General features: G+C 69.3%; 17 protein-coding genes and 4 tRNA genes. 12 read left to right on the forward strand and 9 right to left on the reverse strand.

Annotation, left to right across the window (positions count from 1 at the left end):
• Positions 1–171: 171 nt before the first annotated feature.
• Together AB0O76_RS29580 and AB0O76_RS29585 are read right to left on the reverse strand one after the other, a co-directional pair.
• Positions 172–744, reverse strand: a complete 573-nt coding sequence (locus tag AB0O76_RS29580; RefSeq protein ID WP_365497158.1) for a hypothetical protein — start codon at positions 742–744, stop codon at positions 172–174.
• 88 nt (positions 745–832) lie between these two features.
• Positions 833–1183 carry a metallopeptidase family protein gene (locus tag AB0O76_RS29585; RefSeq protein ID WP_190082831.1) on the reverse strand — a complete coding sequence of 117 codons (351 nt, stop codon included), beginning with the start codon at positions 1181–1183 and terminating at the stop codon, positions 833–835.
• 83 nt (positions 1184–1266) lie between these two features.
• Between AB0O76_RS29585 and AB0O76_RS29590 the strand changes: the two genes are divergently transcribed.
• The 4 genes from AB0O76_RS29590 to AB0O76_RS29605 all read left to right on the forward strand — a co-directional run bounded on the left by AB0O76_RS29590 (position 1267) and on the right by AB0O76_RS29605 (position 3197).
• Positions 1267–2835 carry a metallophosphoesterase gene (locus tag AB0O76_RS29590; protein WP_365497160.1) on the forward strand — a complete coding sequence of 523 codons (1569 nt, stop codon included), beginning with the start codon at positions 1267–1269 and terminating at the stop codon, positions 2833–2835.
• 79 nt (positions 2836–2914) lie between these two features.
• Positions 2915–2987, forward strand: a tRNA-Glu gene (locus AB0O76_RS29595).
• Positions 2988–3026: 39 nt separating this feature from the next.
• Positions 3027–3101, forward strand: a tRNA-Asp gene (locus tag AB0O76_RS29600).
• A 22-nt stretch (positions 3102–3123) separates the two neighbouring features.
• A tRNA-Phe gene (locus AB0O76_RS29605) sits at positions 3124–3197 on the forward strand.
• 79 nt (positions 3198–3276) lie between these two features.
• On the opposite strand, the gene AB0O76_RS29610 is transcribed toward AB0O76_RS29605, so the two are convergent.
• From AB0O76_RS29610 to AB0O76_RS29620, 3 genes are read right to left on the reverse strand one after another with little or no spacing between them, the layout of a single operon-like run.
• Positions 3277–4137 carry a cytochrome c biogenesis CcdA family protein gene (locus AB0O76_RS29610; RefSeq protein ID WP_365497162.1) on the reverse strand — a complete coding sequence of 287 codons (861 nt, stop codon included), beginning with the start codon at positions 4135–4137 and terminating at the stop codon, positions 3277–3279.
• On the reverse strand, positions 4134–4880 hold the full coding sequence (locus AB0O76_RS29615) for a DsbA family protein (protein WP_365497164.1): 747 nt from the start codon (positions 4878–4880) through the stop codon (positions 4134–4136). The genes AB0O76_RS29610 and AB0O76_RS29615 overlap by 4 nt, the downstream gene beginning before the upstream one ends.
• 56 nt (positions 4881–4936) lie before the next feature.
• Positions 4937–5299, reverse strand: coding sequence for a hypothetical protein (locus AB0O76_RS29620; protein ID WP_365497166.1), 363 nt, complete (start codon positions 5297–5299; stop codon positions 4937–4939).
• Between the two features lie 83 nt (positions 5300–5382).
• Here AB0O76_RS29620 and hrpA point away from each other — a divergent pair, with 83 nt between their 5' ends.
• The 3 genes from hrpA to AB0O76_RS29635 all read left to right on the forward strand — a co-directional run bounded on the left by hrpA (position 5383) and on the right by AB0O76_RS29635 (position 9871).
• Positions 5383–9360, forward strand: coding sequence for an ATP-dependent RNA helicase HrpA (gene hrpA / locus AB0O76_RS29625; protein WP_365497168.1), 3978 nt, complete (start codon positions 5383–5385; stop codon positions 9358–9360).
• Between the two features lie 111 nt (positions 9361–9471).
• Positions 9472–9546 (forward strand) — tRNA-Asp (locus tag AB0O76_RS29630).
• Between the two features lie 136 nt (positions 9547–9682).
• Positions 9683–9871 carry a DUF6274 family protein gene (locus AB0O76_RS29635; protein ID WP_365497170.1) on the forward strand — a complete coding sequence of 63 codons (189 nt, stop codon included), beginning with the start codon at positions 9683–9685 and terminating at the stop codon, positions 9869–9871.
• Positions 9872–10376: 505 nt separating this feature from the next.
• Here AB0O76_RS29635 and bldC read toward each other — a convergent pair.
• Positions 10377–10583: a developmental transcriptional regulator BldC gene (gene bldC, locus AB0O76_RS29640; protein WP_003949541.1), complete on the reverse strand. Its 207-nt coding sequence runs from the start codon at positions 10581–10583 to the stop codon at positions 10377–10379.
• Between the two features lie 508 nt (positions 10584–11091).
• Entirely contained in the window at positions 11092–11934 is an 843-nt protein-coding gene (locus tag AB0O76_RS29645) for a hypothetical protein (protein ID WP_365497172.1), read from the reverse strand.
• A gap of 210 nt (positions 11935–12144) precedes the next feature.
• On the opposite strand from AB0O76_RS29645, the gene AB0O76_RS29650 reads away from it, so the two are divergent.
• Positions 12145–13227 (forward strand): Glu/Leu/Phe/Val dehydrogenase dimerization domain-containing protein, encoded by a 1083-nt coding sequence (locus AB0O76_RS29650; RefSeq protein ID WP_365497174.1) that lies wholly within the window; start codon positions 12145–12147, stop codon positions 13225–13227.
• A 290-nt stretch (positions 13228–13517) separates the two neighbouring features.
• The gene (locus tag AB0O76_RS29655; RefSeq protein WP_135332081.1) at positions 13518–13775 is read left to right on the forward strand and encodes a DUF3073 domain-containing protein; all 258 of its coding nucleotides are present in this window, start codon (positions 13518–13520) and stop codon (positions 13773–13775) included.
• Between the two features lie 111 nt (positions 13776–13886).
• Here the strand turns inward: AB0O76_RS29655 and purM are convergent, their stop codons facing one another.
• Positions 13887–14960 (reverse strand): phosphoribosylformylglycinamidine cyclo-ligase, encoded by a 1074-nt coding sequence (gene purM / locus AB0O76_RS29660; RefSeq protein WP_365497176.1) that lies wholly within the window; start codon positions 14958–14960, stop codon positions 13887–13889.
• A gap of 37 nt (positions 14961–14997) precedes the next feature.
• Positions 14998–16524, reverse strand: a complete 1527-nt coding sequence (gene purF, locus AB0O76_RS29665) for an amidophosphoribosyltransferase (protein ID WP_365497178.1) — start codon at positions 16522–16524, stop codon at positions 14998–15000.
• 161 nt (positions 16525–16685) lie between these two features.
• On the opposite strand from purF, the gene AB0O76_RS29670 reads away from it, so the two are divergent.
• The 3 genes from AB0O76_RS29670 (at position 16686) to AB0O76_RS29680 (ending at position 19658) form a co-directional block, all read left to right on the forward strand.
• Positions 16686–16790: a putative leader peptide gene (locus AB0O76_RS29670; protein WP_365497180.1), complete on the forward strand. Its 105-nt coding sequence runs from the start codon at positions 16686–16688 to the stop codon at positions 16788–16790.
• Between the two features lie 61 nt (positions 16791–16851).
• The gene (locus AB0O76_RS29675) at positions 16852–18249 is read left to right on the forward strand and encodes a sulfatase-like hydrolase/transferase (RefSeq protein WP_365497182.1); all 1398 of its coding nucleotides are present in this window, start codon (positions 16852–16854) and stop codon (positions 18247–18249) included.
• A gap of 158 nt (positions 18250–18407) precedes the next feature.
• Positions 18408–19658 carry an LPXTG cell wall anchor domain-containing protein gene (locus AB0O76_RS29680; RefSeq protein ID WP_365497184.1) on the forward strand — a complete coding sequence of 417 codons (1251 nt, stop codon included), beginning with the start codon at positions 18408–18410 and terminating at the stop codon, positions 19656–19658.
• Positions 19659–19730 lie beyond the last annotated feature (72 nt).

Below are 19730 nucleotides of genomic sequence, written 5' to 3' on the forward strand. Positions count from 1 at the left end.
GTGTCGGCGCCGGGCAAATGGGATCAAACGATCTACCACCATACGCACCCACCACCCCATAAGGCAAACCGAGCTGTCCGGAGCACCTTCGATTCAAGGCCACACGGCCTGGCTCACCTGCGACGAAGCGGGTTTCGGCCAGCGGCCGATCTGCCTCTCGTGTACGCCGGTCTACGCCGGCCCGGCCTCCGGAGAGGGCTCCCGCGAAACCGGCTCCGTCGACCGCTGCCCGAGCTGGGTGTCCTGCTTGGGCTCCTCGTGCGCCGAGGAGGAGGGCTCCGGGGTGGGCGTCGTGGGCGTCGGCGTGGGGGACGGCTTCGGCGGGGTCGGCGTCGTCGTGGCGGACGGCTTCGGCGGCTTGGGCTGACTCGGACTTGGTCCCCCGCCCTTCGTCGGCAATGCGGGGGTGGCGGTGGTCCCGGACGCGGAGGTGGAAGCCGGGGCGGCGCTGCCCGACGCGGCATCACCCGCACCGGAGTCCCGGCCCTTGTCCTTGCCCGCCCGCTTCCCCTGCCCGTCGCCCTTGCCGTCGCGGTGCCCGCCGCCGGAGCCACCGCCGGCCGAGCCGCCGCCCGAGGTAAGGCCCCCGCTGTCCGGGGCCGCCGCCCCGTCGCGCTGCCCCGCGGAGCGCGCGGGCCGGGGCTCACCGCGCCCGTCGTCGTCACCGATGCTCATACAGCCCGCGGTCGCCATGACGGCCACAGCGGCCGCGGCCCACCGGACAGGAACGTACAACTGGCGCACGGCCGAGCACCTCCGAGGCGCTGGAAATCGGGACGCCCTGCCCAACTCCCCTGCCCCGCAAGAGGACACGGACCTTGCGGCGGGGCCGTCAGCCGTACCCGAGCGCGTGCAGCCGCTCGTCGTCGATCCCGAAGTGATGAGCGACCTCATGCACCACGGTGATCTCCGTCTCCGCCACCACGTCCTCGCGCGACTCACACATCCGGAGCGTCGGCCCCCGGTAGATGGTGATGCGGTCGGGCAGCACTCCCGCGTACCACTCGCCCCGGTCGGTCAGCGGAGTTCCCTCGTAGAGCCCGAGCAGCTCGGGATCCTCGGCGGGCGGTTCGTCCTCCACGAACACCGCCACGTTGTCCATCAACCGCGTCAACTCCGGCGGAATCCGGTCGAGCGCCTCGGCGACCAGTTCCTCGAACTCTTCCCGCGTCATCTCCAGCACACCCTCATTGTCGGCCACGGTCCCGCATGGCCACCCGCCGCCGTGGGCATACGGGACCAATGACCCGCGACGTCACAGTCGTCATGCAGGGGATCAAAAGGATCAAGGGCATACGAAGGGCGCCCGCCGCCCTCGTACGCCACTACCGCGCACGCCACACGCACCCGGTCGGCGAACTCATCAGCCCTCCGCACCCGTACGGCCGCGCCATCGGCCTCGTCGCGGTCGTCGTGCTCGGCGCCTGGCTCGGACTGCTGATCGTGGGCAGCGTGCATGTGCCCGTGGGCCCGATGGACACCCGGATGACGCTGCGCCCTTCGGCGACCGGCGGCACGAAGATCGACGTGTCGCCGCTGGGCGCCCTGGAACTGCGCTCGCACGTCGCGCCCATCCGCCTCGACGTGGACGTCGACCGCCTCGACCCGGTGCGCTCACAGGCCCTGGTGGACCACCCCGAGCGGATCTCCGGACTCCAGGACGAGGTGGCGCGGGACGTCGGGCACGGAGCCCTCGATCTGGCCGTACGTTCCTGCGTGGCCGTCGTCTCGGGGGCCACGGCACTGGGCCTCGCCGTCTACCGCCGCCCGCGCCGCGCACTCGCGGCGGGCGGTCTCGCGCTGGCCCTGCTCGCGGCGTCGGGCACGGCGGCGTATGCGACGTGGAACCCCAAGTCGGTCCTTGAGCCGAAGTTCTCGGGCCTGCTGAGCAGCGCGCCTTCCGTGGTGGGCAACGCGCGCAGCATCGTCAGCGAATTCGACGTGTACCAGCGGGAGTTGGCGCGCCTGGTGACGAACGTGACGAAGCTGTACGACGTCACATCGACGCTCCCCGCGTACCAACCGGACCCGTCCACGATCCGGGTCCTGCATGTCTCGGACATCCACCTGAACCCCGCGAGCTGGAAGATCATCGCCTCGCTCGTCGAGCAGTACGACATCAACGTCATCGTCGATTCCGGCGACACGATGGACCACGGCAGCGCGGCCGAGAACGCCTTCCTGGACCCGATCGAGGACCTGGGAGCCCCCTACGTCTGGGTCCGCGGCAACCACGACTCGCGCACCACGCAGCGCTACCTGCAGCGCATGAAGAACGTCCACGTCCTCGACGAGGGCAGGGCGGTGTCGGTCGCGGGCCTGCGGTTCGCCGGGACGGGCGATCCGCAGTACACCCCGGACCGCTCCGTCGCCGCGGAGGGCAAACCGGTCGAGGTGATGGCGGGCATCCGCCTGGCCTCGTCCCTGCGCGACCAGAAGGCGGCGGGCACGCCCGTCGACGTGGCCATCGCGCACAACCCGGACGCGGCGCGCGAGACGGACGGCGAGGTGCCGCTCGTCCTGGCCGGCCATGTGCACCACCAGGAGATGGAGGTCATGGAGGGCGGCACGCGGCTGCGCATCGAGGGCTCGACGGGGGGCAGCGGGCTGCGAGCGGTGGAGGGCAAGTACCCCGACCCGGTCGAGACGTCGGTCCTCTACCTGGACCGCGACACCCGCCGCCTCCAGGCCTGGGACGAGATCAAACTGGGTGGCCTCGGGCTGACGAAGGCGGAGGTCAGCCGCCATCTGCCGAAGGAGAACCAGCCGGGGGCGACGCCCTCGCCGCCGCCTGGGGGCCGTCCCTCCGGGAGCGGCACCCCGGCCCCCCGATAACCGTTTTGGCGATAGCTCCCCGCATCCCATATGCTTCTCACGTCCCCGACGCGCTGCAAAGCGCCCAGGTGGGCCCTTAGCCCTCATCGTCTAGTGGCCCAGGACGCCGCCCTTTCAAGGCGGTAGCACGGGTTCGAATCCCGTTGGGGGCACGCAACACCTTGTGCGAGACTAGTGCTCGCACAACGCTTGGTCCTGTGGAGCAGTTTGGAGTGCTCGCCACCCTGTCAAGGTGGAGGCCGCGGGTTCAAATCCCGTCAGGACCGCTTGCGATTCTCTGAATCGCGTGGCTGGGTAGCTCAGTTGGTACGAGCGATCGCCTGAAAAGCGATAGGTCGCCGGTTCGATCCCGGCCCCAGCCACTTCCCGGAGGCCCCGTCCAGTGGACGGGGCCTTCGCCGTTCCCCGGCCCGGGGGGATGCCCCCCCGGGCGAAAGCGGCCTACCCCCGCTCGGCCTCCCCCTCCGCAGCCCCCTTCGCCGCGGCTCGCCCCCGCCAGGCCCGTGCCGCGAACACCAGGGCCAGCAGGACCACCACCCCCGCGATCAGCACGGAGTCCGGCACCGCCCTGCCCACTCCCCCGGCCCACCGCTCCACCGCGAACGAGTCGTCCACGTCGAGGAGACCCGGCAGCGCCGTGGTCCCGTCGTACGCGAGGAAGAGCGCACCGAGGCCCACGAAGAACAGGCCCGACAGGAGCGAGGTCGTGTGCAGTTCGAAGCGGCCGAGCCGGAACGTGCGCCCCCGCAGCCACCTCCGCCGCCCCAGGTCGAACCGCTCCCAGAGCAGCGCGAGCAGGAACAGCGGCACGGCCATGCCAAGGGCGTAGACGGCAAGGAGCAGCCCGCCGTAGACCGGGCTCCCGCTGACCGCCGCCACCGTCAGGACGCTGCCGAGGATCGGCCCCGCGCAGAACCCCGCGAGTCCGTAGACAGCGCCGAGGGCGTAGACGGAGAACGCGGTCGTCGGCCGGATCCGGCCCGAGAGTTCCGCCATCCTCCGCGAGGCGAACCCCATCCCCACGATCTGCAGGATCCCGAGCGCGATGATCAGCCACCCGGCGAACAGGACCAGCTGATCGCGGTGCCCGAAGAAGAACCGCCCGGCGACCGACCCCGCCGCGCCCAGCGGCACGAGCGTCGTCGCGAGCCCGGCGTAGAAGATGCCGGTGCGCGCGAGGAGACGTGACGTCGAGTCGATCGAGTACGCGAAGAAGGCGGGCAGGAGCAGCGCGCTGCACGGGCTCACCAGGGCGAGCAGACCGCCCAGAAACGCGGCGAAGTACCCCACATCGGCGGTCACTTCTTCCCCGCCTTCGCGCTCTTCGCCGCCTGCTCGATCGCCTGGTCGAAGACCTCGTCCGGCTGGGCGCCGGAAATGGGCCGCCCGTTGACCAGGAAGGACGGGGTGGAGGTGGCCCCGAGGCCGTACGCCTCCTCCTGGTCCTTCTTCACGGCGGCCGTGGCGGCGGCGCTCCCCACGTCGTCCGAGAAGCGGTCGACGTCCTTGACGCCCGCCTCCTTCGCCAGCTCCTTCAGCCGGTCGTCGCCGAAGCCCTTCTCCTTGGCCCCCTCGGCGTACGCCGCCTCGTGGAACTGCCAGAAACGCCCCTGCTTCCCCGCCGCCCACGCGCCCCGTGCGGCCCGCTCGGAGTCCTCGCCGAAGATCGGGAAGTTGCGCCACTCGATGCGCAGGGTGCCCTCGTCGACGTACTTCTTCACCAGGCCCGGCTCGGTGTCGCGGGCGAACTTCCCGCAGTAGCCGCACTTGAAGTCGGCGTACTCGATCATCACGACGGGCGCGTCCGCGCGCCCCTGTGCCAGCGGGTCCTTGGCGTCACGGCGGGCCAGCTTGGCCAGCTCCGGGTAGACCCCGGCCTGCGGGTCGGCCGAGACGTCCGCGGCGGGCTCCTCCTTGGCGGTGACCGATGAGGGCTCGTCGGGCTTGGTCGCGGTGTAGGAGGCGACGCCGAGCAGCAGGGCGGCGACGGCGACACCCGCTCCGATGGCGATGTTCTTCTTTTTGTTGTTGTTCTTCTTGGGCATCAGGGAGTTCTCTCTCGTTCCTTGTACGTCGTTGCAGGGGCCCCGGGCAGGGGCATCTACACGCGCAGGATCGAGAGATCTATCGGCGATGGCGGCGCGAGCGGCGGCGGACCACGCTCCGGGGTGAGGGACAGCACCGTCTGGTCGGCACCCCAGGCACCGGACGCGGCGTGGGCCTGGTGCAGGGCCGGAAGGAGTTCGTACGCGGAACTGGAGCGCGCCGGGGCGGCCGGGCCCTGACCGGCGTCCTGCTGACCGCCCTTGCCGCAGCCGGGGGCGCCTGCGGAGTCATTGGCCTGCACGGCCGCCACGGGCTTCGCCACCGGCTGCGCGGCCACCGCGGGTGCGCAGAACCCGCCGAGCACGACGAGCAGCACCGCCAGCAGGGGGCACCACCGTGTACGCACTCGGGACAACATCCCCGGAATCGTACGTCCCGGGGCGCCCCGCCCGATAAATCGGTTCGCCACCTCCGAGCGGCGAGTGAGATCCTGGACGCCGTATGTCTACGCAGCCTGCCCTCACCCTCGACACCCTCGCCCCGCGCCTGTCCGAGCTCTCGCTGCGCGATGAGCACCGGATCGGCCGCCGGCTCGAGGGTGCGCGCCGGATCCGCAAGCCCGAGGCCCGCGCCGCCGTCATCGCCGAGATCTCGGCCGAAGTCGACAAGGCCGCGGCGCGGATGGCCGAGCGGGGCAGCCGCCTGCCCGCGATCACTTATCCCGAAGAGCTGCCGGTCAGCCAGAAGAAGGACGACATCGCCGCGGCGATCCGCGACCACCAGGTGGTGATCGTCGCGGGCGAGACGGGCTCCGGCAAGACGACGCAGATCCCCAAAATCTGCATGGAGCTCGGCCGTGGCCTCCGCGGCATGATCGGGCACACCCAGCCCCGCCGTATCGCCGCCCGCACGGTCGCCGAGCGCGTGGCCGACGAGCTGAAGACGCCGCTCGGCGAGGCGGTCGGCTGGAAGGTCCGTTTCACGGACCAGGTCGGCGGCGACACGTACGTGAAGCTGATGACGGACGGCATCCTGCTGGCCGAGATCCAGACGGACCGCGAGCTGCGCGCGTACGACACGATCATCATCGACGAGGCCCACGAGCGCTCGCTCAACATCGACTTCCTGCTGGGCTATCTCGCCCAGCTGCTGCCCAAACGCCCGGACCTGAAGGTCGTCATCACCTCGGCGACCATCGACCCCGAGCGGTTCTCCAGACACTTCGGGGAAGCCCCGATCGTCGAGGTCAGCGGTCGTACGTATCCGGTCGAGGTCCGCTATCGCCCGCTCCTGGAGGAGGACTCGGACGACACTGACCGCGACCAGATCACCGCGATCACGGACGCCGTCGAGGAGCTCCAGTCGGAAGGCAAGGGCGACATCCTCGTCTTCCTCTCCGGAGAGCGCGAGATCCGCGACACGGCGGACGCGCTCAACAAGAAGAACTACCGCTTCACCGAAGTCCTCCCGCTCTACGCCCGGCTCTCGCACGCCGAGCAGCACCGCGTCTTCCAGCAGCACACGGGTCGCAGGATCGTTCTCGCCACGAACGTCGCCGAGACCTCCCTGACCGTCCCGGGCATCAAGTACGTCATCGACCCGGGCACGGCCCGCATCTCCCGCTACAGCCACCGTACGAAGGTGCAGCGGCTGCCCATCGAGGCGATCAGCCAGGCCAGCGCCAACCAGCGCAAGGGCCGCTGCGGCCGTACGTCGGACGGCATCTGCATCCGCCTCTACTCGGAGGACGACTTCGTCTCACGCCCCGAGTTCACGGACGCGGAGATCCTCCGTACGAACCTGGCGAGCGTCATCCTGCAGATGACCGCGGCCGGCCTCGGCGACATTGAGAAGTTCCCCTTCATCGACCCGCCGGACCACCGCAACATCCGCGACGGCGTCCAGCTCCTCCAGGAGCTCGGTGCGCTCGACCCCACGCAGAAGGACGTACGCAAGCGCCTCACCCCGCAGGGCCGCAAGCTCGCCCAGTTGCCGGTGGACCCGCGCCTCGCCCGGATGGTCCTGGAGGCCGACAAGAACGGCTGCGTACGCGAGGTCATGGTGATCGCGGCCGCGCTCTCCATCCAGGACCCGCGCGAGCGCCCCGCCGAGAAGCAGACGCAGGCGGACCAGCAGCACGCCCGCTTCAAGGACGAGACGTCGGACTTCCTCGCCTTCCTGAACCTGTGGCGGTACGTCCGCGAGCAGCAGAAGGAGCGCGGCTCGTCCTCGTTCCGCCGGATGTGCAAGTCGGAGTACCTGAACTTCCTGCGGATCCGCGAGTGGCAGGACATCTATACGCAGCTGCGTACGGTCGCCAAGCAGATGGGCATCCACCTCAACGAGGACGACGCCCCCGAACAGCAGGTCCACATCTCCCTCCTGGCCGGTCTCCTCTCCCACATCGGGATGAAGGACGTGAAGGAGTCGAAGGACAGCGATCCCAAGCAGCGCGGCGGGCGGGGCGAGTATCTGGGCGCCCGCAACGCCAAGTTCGCGGTCTTCCCGGGCTCGGCGCTCTTCAAGAAGCCGCCGCGCTTCATCATGTCGGCGGAGTTGGTGGAGACCTCCCGCCTGTGGGCCCGCGTCAACGCGCGCATCGAACCCGAGTGGGTCGAGCCGCTCGCCCAGCACCTCCTGAAGCGCACGTACAGCGAGCCGCACTGGGAGAAGGACCAGGCGGCGGTGATGGCCGTGGAGAAGGTCACGCTGTACGGCGTCCCGATCGTCACCGACCGCAAGGTGAACTACGGCCGCATCGACCCCGAGGTCTCCCGCGACCTGTTCATCCGCAATGCGCTCGTCGAGGGCGACTGGCGCACGCACCACAAGTTCTTCGCCGCCAACCGCAAGCTCCTGACCGAGGTCGAGGAGCTTGAGCACCGGGCCCGGCGCCGCGACATCCTCGTCGACGACGAGACGCTCTTCGACTTCTACGACCAGCGGGTGCCCGAAGAGGTCGTCTCCGGGGCGCACTTCGACTCCTGGTGGAAGAAGAAGCAGCGGGAAGAGCCCGAACTGCTCGACTTCGAGCGGTCGATGCTGATCAACGAGAAGGCGGGGGACGTCTCCAAGGACGACTACCCCGACTCGTGGCGGCAGGGGCAGCTCAAGTTCCGGGTGACCTACCAGTTCGAGCCGGGCGCGGACGCGGACGGCGTGACGGTCCACATCCCGCTCCAGGTCCTCAACCAGGTCACGGACGAGGGCTTCGACTGGCAGATCCCGGGCCTTCGCGAGGAGGTCGTGATCGAGCTGATCCGCTCGCTCCCGAAGCCGATCCGCCGGCACTACGTCCCCGCGCCGAACTACGCGGCGGCGTTCCTGGAGCGTGCGGTCCCCCTCCAGGAGCCGCTGCACGTCACTCTCGCCCGCGAGCTGCAGCGGATGGTGGGCGTGCCCGTCTCACCGGACGACTTCGACCTCACCCGCGTACCCGACCACTTGAAGATCACCTTCCGGATCACCGACGAGCGGCGCAAGAAGCTCGCCGAGGACAAGGACCTTGAGGCCCTCAAGCTCCAGCTCCGCCCGAAGGCCCGCAAGGCGCTCTCGCAGGCGGCCGCCGCGACGGCCGAGCGCAGTGGCGGCGCGGCCGTCGAGCGCTCCGGCCTCACGGACTGGTCGATCGGCACCCTCACACGCGTCTTCGAGACCCGGCGCGCGGGCCAGCCGGTGAAGGCGTACCCGGCGCTCGTGGACGACGGCTCCGCGGCAGGCACCGTGTCCGTACGCCTCTTCGACACGGAGGCCGAGCAGCAGCAGGCGATGTGGAAGGGCACGCGTCGTCTCATCCTGCGCAACATCCCGGTAAATCCGGCCAAGTTCGCCTCCGACAAGCTGACCAACGCCCAGAAGATCGCCCTGTCCGCGAACCCGCACGGCTCCATCCAGGCGCTCTTCGCCGACTGCGCGATGGCCGCCGCGGACAAGCTGATCGGCGACTTCGGCGGTCCCGCCTGGGACGAGGAGTCGTACCGCAAGCTGTACGAGAAGGTGCGCGCCGAGATCGTCGACGCGACGGTGCGGACGGTCGGCCAGGTCCAGCAGGTCCTCGCCGCCTGGCAGGCCTGTGAGCGCCGCCTGAAGTCCACGAAGAGCCCGACGCTGCTCGCCAACCTCACGGACGTACGTACCCAGTTGGACGCGCTGATCCGGCCGGGCTTCGTGACGGCCACGGGGCTGCGGCGCCTGCCCGACCTGATGCGCTACATGGTGGCCGCCGACCGGCGCCTCCAGCAGATGCCGACGAACGTCCAGCGGGACACCGCGCGCATGGAGAAGGTCCATGAGATGCAGGACGAGTACGCCTGGCTCCTGGAGCAGCTGCCGCAGGGCCGGCCCGTGCCCCAGGAGGTCCTGGACATCCGCTGGATGATCGAGGAACTCCGCGTCAGCTACTTCGCGCACGCGCTCGGCACCGCGTATCCGGTCTCGGACAAGCGGATCGTGAAGGCGATCGACGCGGCGGCGCCGTAGCCCCCTTCAGGCGTGACAAACCCATCGCACAGCGTGAGTTCGACCGCCGGGCCAGGGCTGCTGTAGAGTCTCTTCTCGCAGCGCAACGCAGAAACAAGCACTGCAGAACAAGGTCCTGTGGAGCAGTTTGGAGTGCTCGCCACCCTGTCAAGGTGGAGGCCGCGGGTTCAAATCCCGTCAGGACCGCAGTAAGAGATCGGGCCGTATCCCCTTGGGGATGCGGCCCGTTGTCGTGCCCGCACCTTGACTGCGTCACATTCCGCCGGTACCCAGACAACAGGGAGCGGGCGGGACGCTCCCCGTAGAGGTACGGAGGTGGCGTATGGCTATGTCCGCACAGCACGAGACGCGCGCCCTGTTGCGCGCCCATCTGGCGGCCGCGACCGGGTACCGCCATCTGACCCGGCACTGCCCGATCTGCCACCGGCTGCAGCGGCTCGCCCTGGAGGCCGCTCCCGCCCCTCAGGGCGGCTGCGAGACCGTCAAGGACGAAAGTCCCCCCAACGCATGACCAAAGCCGCCCCGCGACCCGCCTCCGTGGTGGGAGGCTGAACTCGTGGGCGCGGAACGCGAATCCGGCAGCTCCACTAGCCCAGAGGCATCATGGGCAACAAGAGTCACGGCGTGTGATGGGTGTCACCGAGGAAGTTTTCAGAACCCCGGAACTTACACCCGTCCTACAACAGGTCAATTTAATATGTGCAATTGCACGACCCGGAGAGGCCCCCGGGCAGCCTCCGCCCAGCCGACTCGTCGGTAGCGCAACGGCACCCCTCAGAGACCAACAAGCCCGCCCACAGGGCCGCTCACCAGCACCTCCAGGACACACAAAAAAGATCGCGCTGGACCCGGCGGAGTCCAGCGCGATCGAAACGACTCACCCATGAGGCTCAGGCGTGGGACCCGTTGGGGCGGGACCCGCGTCGCGTGTAGCTAAAGGTCGGACGATGCGGCCGGATTGGGGGACCCGACAGCGGTCGTGCTCTTCGTCCTGGATACTGCGGTTATGCGGTAAATCAGGCCTCGCTGCGCTGCTGCGGGATACCCGCGAGCAGTGCGCGGACCTCAGCCTCGCGGTAACGGCGATGCCCGCCGAGCGTGCGAATCGACGTGAGCTTGCCAGCCTTGGCCCAGCGCGTCACCGTCTTGGGGTCGACGCGGAACATCGTGGCGACCTCAGCCGGGGTCAGCAGCGGCTCGGCATCAGGGGTGCGAGCGGTCATGAGCGGCCTCCTCGGAGAACCGAACCTTCTCGGTTCATTCCTCTAAATTCTGCACCTTGACCCGCGTTGCCCGAAATGGCGGACGCGAGTCGAGTCGGTTATAGGACGAACGGCTTGTCCTCGGCACTACAACTACACCATCCGTCCAGCCACGTCGGCCAAACCGATGGAATTGCCCTCCCAGGTGTCTATCAGCGACGGAAGCCGATGGACCATGCCATAGCGGACAGTCACGCCACAGTGACGATCAGTCACAGAGCGATCAGGAGTCAACAGACCCCCCATAGCGTGCAATGCTGAGCATTCCGCCCATACATGGGCGGAAGGAGTCCTCCCCGGACTCCTTGTCCTATTTTGGCACGAGGGGGGGCGATGGGCGCAAGGCCCCGCTAAGTGCGGTCCGTCACGCTTGAGACAAAAGCCCGGATCGGGACCTACGTCCCGTGTAGGCGGCACGTAGGAACGACCATAAGCCTCGGCGACGTGCCAAGACCTCAGCGATTAGACCTCAGTTCGAGAACTGACGATCCCGGACCGCGCGCCACCGCTCCATGAGCCTCGCATACGCCTCGCCGGCACCCTCGCCGTCGCCGTTGCGCAGCGCCTCGATCCCCTCCGCCACATCCGCCGCGGAGTGGTCCTCGTCGAGCAGCTCCTCCGACAGGGCGTGCACAAGCCCGCCGTAGTCGAGCTCCACCAGCGAGCGCGGGTGGAACTCCTCCAGCCACCGCCCCACATCCGTGAGCCCGTCGACGAGCGGCCCCTCGTCGATCGTGTCCCGCAGTGTCCGAAGGCCACGGGCCACCCGCCGCCGCGCCTGCACCATCGGCGTCCGGTAGCGAAGCACGGGCGGGGACTCCGCCGTCCCCTTCTCGTACTGCCGCTCCTCGTCCGCGACGAGCACGAACCAGTTCAGCGGCACCTGCCACCTCGACGTACGGATCCAGGGGCGGGCATCCGGATTGCGGGCCAGCCACTGTTCGTAGTCGGCGGCCGTCTGGCGGCGCACCACCGGAGGCAGGACCGCGTCGAGGACCGGCACGGGCAGCTGCCCCGGCAGCTCGCCGAGCGCCTGCCAGCCGCGCAGCCGGGTGCGCCACGGACAGACGCACACCACCCCGTCGGCCTCCACCACGAACGCGTCGCCGCTCTCGTGCACCGGGACCGGGATCGGCGGTGTGGGCAGCAAGTCGGCCAGGGAGCCACGGAGTTCGTCCTGGTACGAGGGACGGTCCTTGCGACGCGCGTAGCGCTCCCAGTGGCCGCGCTCCGGCTCCGGGAAGGCCGCAAGGGGCTCATAGACGCGCAAGTAAGACGCGTACGGGACGATCAACGAGGACACCTTGGGCACGGCTGCTCCCTCCCCCGCACACCGGCTGGAAAACACTGCAAATCGTGCCATGGCCGAACTCCGCCGTACTCCATCCTGCGCCGGGAGAGGGTGATCCTCGGCACTGCGCGGTCCGGGGCGGTGGACAGGCTCTAGTCTCATGCCCATCGGGCCCCCGCCACCCGCACGGGAGCCCGCCCAACCGCCGCCACTCGACCGGGAGTCACCACAGTGACCGAAGCAGACAACGGCGTCCTGCACACCCTGTTCCACTCGGAGCAGGGTGGCCACGAGCAAGTCGTGCTCTGTCAGGACCGCGCCAGCGGCCTCAAGGCCGTCATCGCCATCCACTCCACCGCCCTGGGCCCGGCCCTCGGCGGCACCCGCTTCTATCCGTACGCGAGCGAGGAAGCCGCCGTCGCGGACGCGCTGAACCTCGCGCGCGGGATGTCGTACAAGAACGCCATGGCCGGGCTCGACCACGGCGGCGGCAAGGCCGTGATCATCGGCGACCCGGAGAAGATCAAAAGCGAGGAGCTGCTCCTCGCCTACGGACGCTTCGTGGCCTCGCTCGGCGGCCGCTACGTGACGGCGTGCGACGTCGGTACGTACGTCGCCGACATGGACGTCGTCGCACGCGAGTGCCGCTGGACCACCGGGCGCTCCCCCGAGAACGGCGGCGCGGGCGACTCCTCCGTGCTCACCGCCTTCGGCGTCTTCCAGGGCATGCGCGCGTCGGCGCAGCACCTGTGGGGCGACCCGTCGCTGCGCGGCCGCAAGGTCGGCGTCGCGGGCGTCGGCAAGGTCGGCCACCACCTCGTGGAGCACCTCCTGAAGGACGGCGCCGAGGTCGTGATCACCGATGTGCGCGAGGAGTCCGTACGCCGGATCACCGACAAGCACCCGTCCGTGACGGCCGTCGCCGACACCGAGGCGCTGATCCGCTTCGAGGGCCTCGACGTGTACGCCCCGTGCGCGCTGGGCGGGGCCCTGAACGACGACTCCGTGCCGGTGCTCACCGCGAAGGTGGTCTGCGGCGCCGCCAACAACCAGCTCGAGCACCCGGGCGTCGAGAAGGACCTCGCGGACCGCGGGATCCTCTACGCGCCGGACTACGTGGTGAACGCCGGCGGCGTGATCCAGGTCGCGGACGAGCTGCACGGCTTCGACTTCGACCGGTGCAAGGCGAAGGCGTCGAAGATCTTCGACACCACTCTTGCCATATTCGCTCGTGCGAAGGAAGACGGCATTCCGCCGGCCGCAGCGGCCGACAGGATCGCCGAGCAGCGGATGGCGGAGGCCCGCCGCGGCTGACCCCGCAGAGGCTTTGACAGGGCCCCGTCGACGTCCCGGCGAGACAAGACTCACCCCCGTCGGCGGGTCGCCCGACAAGAAGAGGTTAAAATCGCAGTTGACCAGCGAGGACGGGGCTCCTCGCGGGTTCTGCGCCGAGGCGCGTCCTGCGGGCGACGTACCGTATGGCCGCAGGAGCAGGTACCGTGGAAGCCCTACGGACCGGCCTCTCCACGGAGAGCCCGTTCCTGATCATGAACGCGTGTCAAGACTCTGGGGTCACCAAGCCCCATATCCGAGGGGGTCGAGCCATGGGGCGCGGCCGGGCAAAGGCCAAGCAGACGAAGGTCGCCCGCCAGCTGAAGTACAGCAGCGGCGGGACTGACCTGTCGCGTCTGGCCAATGAGCTGGGCGCTTCGACTTCGCAACAGCCGCCGAATGGCGAGCCGTTCGAGGACGACGACGAGGAAGACGACCCGTACGCCCAGTACGCGGATCTGTATAACGACGACGAGGACGACGACTCTGCCGATGAGTCCGGTCCTTCGTCGCAGCGCCGCGGCGCTTGACCTCGTTGCTTTCGCAGCACTTGCAGCATTCGCAGTTCGCATAGCAACTGCACTTCACCCGGTCCGGGGTGGTCATCACGCCGGACCGGGTTTTGTGCTGCCCTGAGGCGCTTACTTCGCGTAGTCACCGATGAGCTCAGCGCCCGTCTTGTGGTCGCCCCGCTCGGTGATCTCACCGGCGATCCAGGCGTCCACGCCACGGTCCGCGAGGGTCGTCAGGGCCGCGTCCGCCGATTCCTCGGGGACGATCGCCATCATGCCGACGCCCATGTTCAGCGTCTTCTCCAGCTCCAGGCGCTCGACCTGGCCCGCCTTGCCGACGACGTCGAAGATCGCGCCGGGCGTCCACGTCTCGCGGTCGACGACGGCGTGCAGGCCGTCCGGGATGACCCGGGCGAGGTTCGCCGCGAGGCCGCCGCCGGTGATGTGGCTGAACGCGTGGACGTCCGTCGTGCGGGTGAGCGCCAGGCAGTCCAGGGAGTAGATCTTGGTGGGCTCCAGGAGCTCCTCGCCGAGCGTGCGGCCGAACTCCTCGACCTGGCGGTCCAGGGACCATCCTGCGCGGTCGAAGACCACGTGACGGACGAGCGAGTACCCGTTCGAGTGAAGACCCGATGCCGCCATGGCGATGACCGCGTCACCCTTACGGATGCGATCGGGGCCGAGCAGCCGGTCGGCCTCCACGGCGCCCGTACCGGCGCCGGCGACGTCGAAGTCGTCCGGGCCGAGCAGGCCCGGGTGCTCCGCCGTCTCGCCGCCGACGAGCGAGCAGCCCGCGAGGACACAGCCCTCGGCGATGCCCTTCACGATGGCCGCGACGCGCTCGGGGTGGACCTTGCCGACGCAGATGTAGTCGGTCATGAAGAGCGGCTCGGCGCCGCACACGACGATGTCGTCCATGACCATCGCGACGAGGTCGTGGCCGATGGTGTCGTACACGCCGAGCTGGCGGGCGATGTCCACCTTCGTGCCGACGCCGTCGGTCGCGGAGGCGAGCAGCGGGCGCTCGAAGCGCTTGAGAGCGGAGGCGTCGAAGAGCCCGGCGAAGCCGCCGAGGCCGCCGAGGCCCGCGACCTCGGGACGCTGGGTCTTCTTGACCCATTCCTTCATGAGCTCGACGGCGCGGTCGCCCGCCTCGATGTCTACGCCTGCGGCTGCGTAGCTGGCACCAGTGGTCTCAGGCATGGTGATTGAGAGCTTTCGTGTCGTTACTACGGGTGGCTTACGGGCGACGGATCGCGTCGGCCGCTGCCGTGGACGCCGGACCGGCGGCCAGCTCCGTCTCCAGAAGCTGCTTGCCGAGCAGCTCGGGGTCGGGCAGGTCCATCGGGTACTCGCCGTCGAAGCAGGCGCGGCAGAGGTTCGGCTTGTCGATGGTCGTGGCCTCGATCATGCCGTCGATGGAGATGTACGAGAGCGAGTCGGCGCCCATGGAGGTGGCGATCTCGTCGATCGTCATGCCGTTGGCGATGAGCTCGGCGCGGGTCGCGAAGTCGATGCCGAAGAAGCAGGGCCACTTCACGGGCGGAGAGGAGATCCTGATGTGGATCTCGGCCGCTCCGGCCTCGCGGAGCATCTTGACCAGGGCGCGCTGGGTGTTGCCGCGGACGATCGAGTCGTCGACGACGACCAGACGCTTGCCCTTGATGACTTCCTTGAGGGGGTTCAGCTTGAGACGGATACCGAGCTGGCGGATCGTCTGCGAGGGCTGGATGAAGGTCCGGCCGACGTAGGCGTTCTTGACGAGACCGGCGCCGAAGGGGATGCCGGAGGCTTCCGCGTACCCGATCGCGGCGGGCGTCCCGGACTCCGGGGTCGCTATGACGAGGTCGGCCTCGACGGGAGCTTCCTTGGCGAGTTTCCGACCCATCTCGACGCGCGAGAGGTAGACGTTCCGGCCGGCGATGTCCGTGTCGGGGCGCGCCAGATAGACGTACTCGAAGACACAGCCCTTGGGCTTCGCTTCCGCGAATCGGGACGTTCGCAGTCCGTTCTCGTCGATCGCGATGAACTCACCGGGCTCGACCTCGCGGACGAAGCTGGCGCCGCAGATGTCGAGCGCCGCGGACTCCGATGCCACGACCCAGCCGCGCTCCAGGCGGCCGAGGACCAGCGGGCGGATGCCCTGCGGGTCGCGGGCCGCGTACAGCGTGTGCTCGTCCATGAAGACGAGGGAGAAGGCGCCCTGTACGTCCGGGAGGACCTTCATGGCGGCGTCTTCGATGGTCAGCGGCTTGCCGTCGTCGTCCACCTGGCCCGCGAGGAGTGCCGTCACCAGGTCGGTGTCGTTGGTCGCCGCGACCTGGGTCGAGCGGCCGTTCTCCTTGGGCAGGTCGGCGACCAGCTCGGCGAGCTGAGCCGTGTTGACGAGGTTGCCGTTGTGCCCGAGCGCGATGGAGCCGTGCGCGGTGGCACGGAACGTCGGCTGGGCGTTCTCCCACACGGAGGCGCCGGTGGTCGAGTAGCGGGCGTGACCGACCGCGATATGACCCTGGAGCGAGCTGAGAGAGGTTTCGTCGAAGACCTGGGAAACGAGCCCCATGTCCTTGAAGACGAGGATCTGGGAGCCGTTGCTGACCGCGATTCCCGCGGATTCCTGGCCCCGATGCTGGAGGGCGTAGAGCCCGAAGTACGTGAGCTTTGCGACCTCTTCGCCCGGAGCCCAGACACCGAAGACGCCACAAGCGTCCTGGGGGCCTTTCTCGCCGGGGAGCAGATCGTGATTGAGTCGACCGTCACCACGTGGCACAACACCGAGTGTAGGCGAGATCGACCACTGGTCCGAATTGGGGATACGGGCCCTCTACGGAGCGTGAACACGGTGACTGTGCGCACCTGAGTACTAAGTCCGTGTGAACAGGCGACGGGCAGCGTTGACAGGGGCCTGGGCGCCCGTGAGGCTCCTGATCCATGCCCCAGCAGCCCCTCGGTGACCACCCCACGGTCCCCCTTGTGGAGCGCCGCCACGTCGACCTGGTCCGTGTCGCGAGCGCCATCTGTCGCTGCGCCGCCTGAAGCCGCCTTTCCTTCCCTTCTTCGGGGCCCCTGTGCGGGGCCTCTCTTCAGGAGCGCAGCCATGTCTTCGTACGACCAGTCCGCTCTGTCCCGGCGCGCCTTCGGGGGCGCGGTGGGAGCCGGTGCCGCCGCGGTGGGGCTGCCCGCCGTGGCCGAGGCGCGCGAGCGGCCCTTCCGTGCGGCCAGGCGCCCCGGCGGCAAGCGGCCGAACATCCTGTTCATCCTCGGCGACGACCTCGGGTGGGCGGATCTCTCCTCCTACGGGTCGCCGCACATCAAGACGCCGAACCTGGACCGCCTCGCGCGCCAGGGCGTGCGGTTCACCGATGCCTACTCCGGGTCCGCGACCTGCTCACCGACCCGGTTCAGCCTCTACACGGGGCGCTTTCCGGGGCGTACGAAGGGTGGGCTCGCGGAGCCGATAGCGGACAAGTCCGTCGGGCTCGACCCGACGCATCCCACGCTGGCCTCGCTGCTGCGGGATGCCGGGTACGCGACGGCGCTGATCGGGAAGTGGCACTGCGGGTATCTGCCGGACTACTCGCCCACCAGGTCGGGCTGGGACGAGTTCTTCGGGAACTTCGGCGGGGCCCTGGAGTACTACTCCAAGCTGGGGCTCGGCGGTGAGTACGACCTCTACGAGGGCGATGCCGAGTACAAGGACCTGCGCTACTACACGCGGATCCTGACCGAGCGGGCGAGCGAGTACGTCCTGCGGGAGCACGGGGACAAGCCCTGGCTGCTCAATCTGAACTTCACCACCCCGCACTGGCCCTGGATCGCGGACGGGGACGAGGAGCAGAGCGCCGAGATCGTACGGAGGATCAAGGCGGGCCAGAAGGGTGCGCTCTGGCACCAGGACGGCGGGTCCGTCGAGAAGTACACGGAGATGGTGCAGGACCTGGACCGGTCGGTCGGTGAGGTGCTCAAGGCTCTGAAGAAGTCCGGGCAGGAGCGGGACACGCTCGTCTTCTTCGCCTCCGACAACGGCGGTGAGCGCTTCTCGTACAACTGGCCGCTCTCGGGCAACAAGGCCTCGCTCCAGGAGGGCGGCATCCGCGTGCCGACCATCGTGCGCTGGCCCGCGCGGCTCGACGGCGGGCAGGTCAGCCACGAGCCGGTGTTCACCCCCGACTGGACGGCCACCCTCCTCGAGATCGGCGGGGCCCGGCCGCACCCCGCGTACGAGCTGGACGGGACCAGCCTCGCGCCCTATCTCCTGAAGGGCGAGGAGCTCGCCGGGCGTGAGCTGTTCTGGCGGGTGCGTGGAGAGCGTGCGCTGCGGCGGGGGGAGTGGAAGTACTACCGGGGCAAGGGCGGCAAGGACCAGCTCTTCAACCTTGCCGCGGATCAGCGGGAGCAGGCCGACCGGGCGCCGGACGAGCCGAAGCTGCTCGCCGAGCTGAAGGCGGCGTGGGAGCGGACGGACGCGGGGCTACTGCCGTACCCCGCTGCCTGAGTCGTTCTCGTACCCCGCTGCTGCCTGAACTGAGCCTTAAGTGCGTCCTAAGAAGCCTTCCCGGGGGTTCGCTCGGGCCCATGTGATCGCTAGCGTGCCTCGCGCGCGCCCCAGTTGATCTACAGGTCCCGCGCGAACCCCCACTCGGAAGGTCCCCCATGAAGCCGTCCCCGCGCCTCTGCCTCATACCGGCCGCCGTGGCCGCCGCCCTGACCGCAGCCGCCGCCGCTCCCGCGACCGCCGCCGACGAGCCGGAGCGGCGCGTCCAGGTCGCCATGGTGAACTTCACGGACAGCCGGATCCCGGACGCGGGCAAGCTCGAAACCGCCCTGAAGGACAACTACTTCGGGGCGTCCGGCTCCCTCACCTCGTACTACAACGAAGTCACCGGCGGTGCGACCACCTTCAAGGCCGCCGAGGGCGACGGCGTCACAGGTCCCGTCGACATCGATCTCGCGGCCACCGGCTGCGACACCGGCAAGATCAACGAACTGACGCGGAAGGCCCTCGCCGCGCAGGGCGTCGCCGAGGACAGCTACGACCATCTGTCGCTCGTCTTCCCCTCGGAGAAGGCCGGCTGCGACTGGCTCGCGCTCGGCACCGTCGGCGGCGGCACCACCTGGATGCCGATCGGCGCCGACGGCAAGATGTCGATGACCGCCCTGGTCCACGAGTTCGGGCACAACTTCGGCTACAGCCACCACATGCGGCTCCGCTGCCCCGAAGGGGACATCGGGGCAGGCTGCAAGGAGGACGGCACCAGCCACAAGACCCCGATGGGCGGCGGCGGTTGGGAGGCCGGGCTCACCTCGCCCGAGCTGCTTCACAACAAGTGGCTTTCGGGTGGCGAGGTCGCCAAGGTCGGCAAGTCGGGTACGTACACGCTGCGTCCGTTGTACGGAAGCGGAAGCGGAAGCGAGGTCCGGGCGCTCGACATCCCGCTGGGCGACGACCGCCTGGTCGTGGAGCTGCGGCACGAGTCCGGCACGGTCGACGGCGAGATCCAGGGCGTGCACGCCTACCGGGTGCCGGGCGGCGACTACGCCAAGTCCGCTCTTCTGGACCCGACTTCGGATGCCGATGAGTCCACCGGCGGCGACGCGCCGGCCGACGCGGACGCGCTCGCCGCCGGCGCGAAGCTGACGGACAAGGCGCGGGACGTCGAGGTCAAGGTGGTGAAGGCGGGGGCAGAGTCGGCCACGGTGGCGGTGAGCCTGGACGGAGTGGCGCCGCCCGCCCAGGCCGAGCAAGCCGCCGAAGAACCCAACGACACCCGTCCCGAAGGAAATTCGAGCGGCCTCGCCGAGACCGGCGGCGACGCCGACACCACGCTCGCCTACTCCATCGGCGGCGCGCTGCTGCTCACGGCCGGCGGAGCGTTCCTACTGAAGTCACGCCGCCGCAGCTGAGCGCCCCGTAGGGGGCGCGGGGCTGTGACATGTTGCGGCTCCGCCGCGTGGGCGCGACAAGCCCCCACGGCG

The organism is Streptomyces sp. NPDC086554 (assembly GCF_040686095.1).
Taxonomy (GTDB): Bacteria; Actinomycetota; Actinomycetes; order Streptomycetales; family Streptomycetaceae; genus Streptomyces.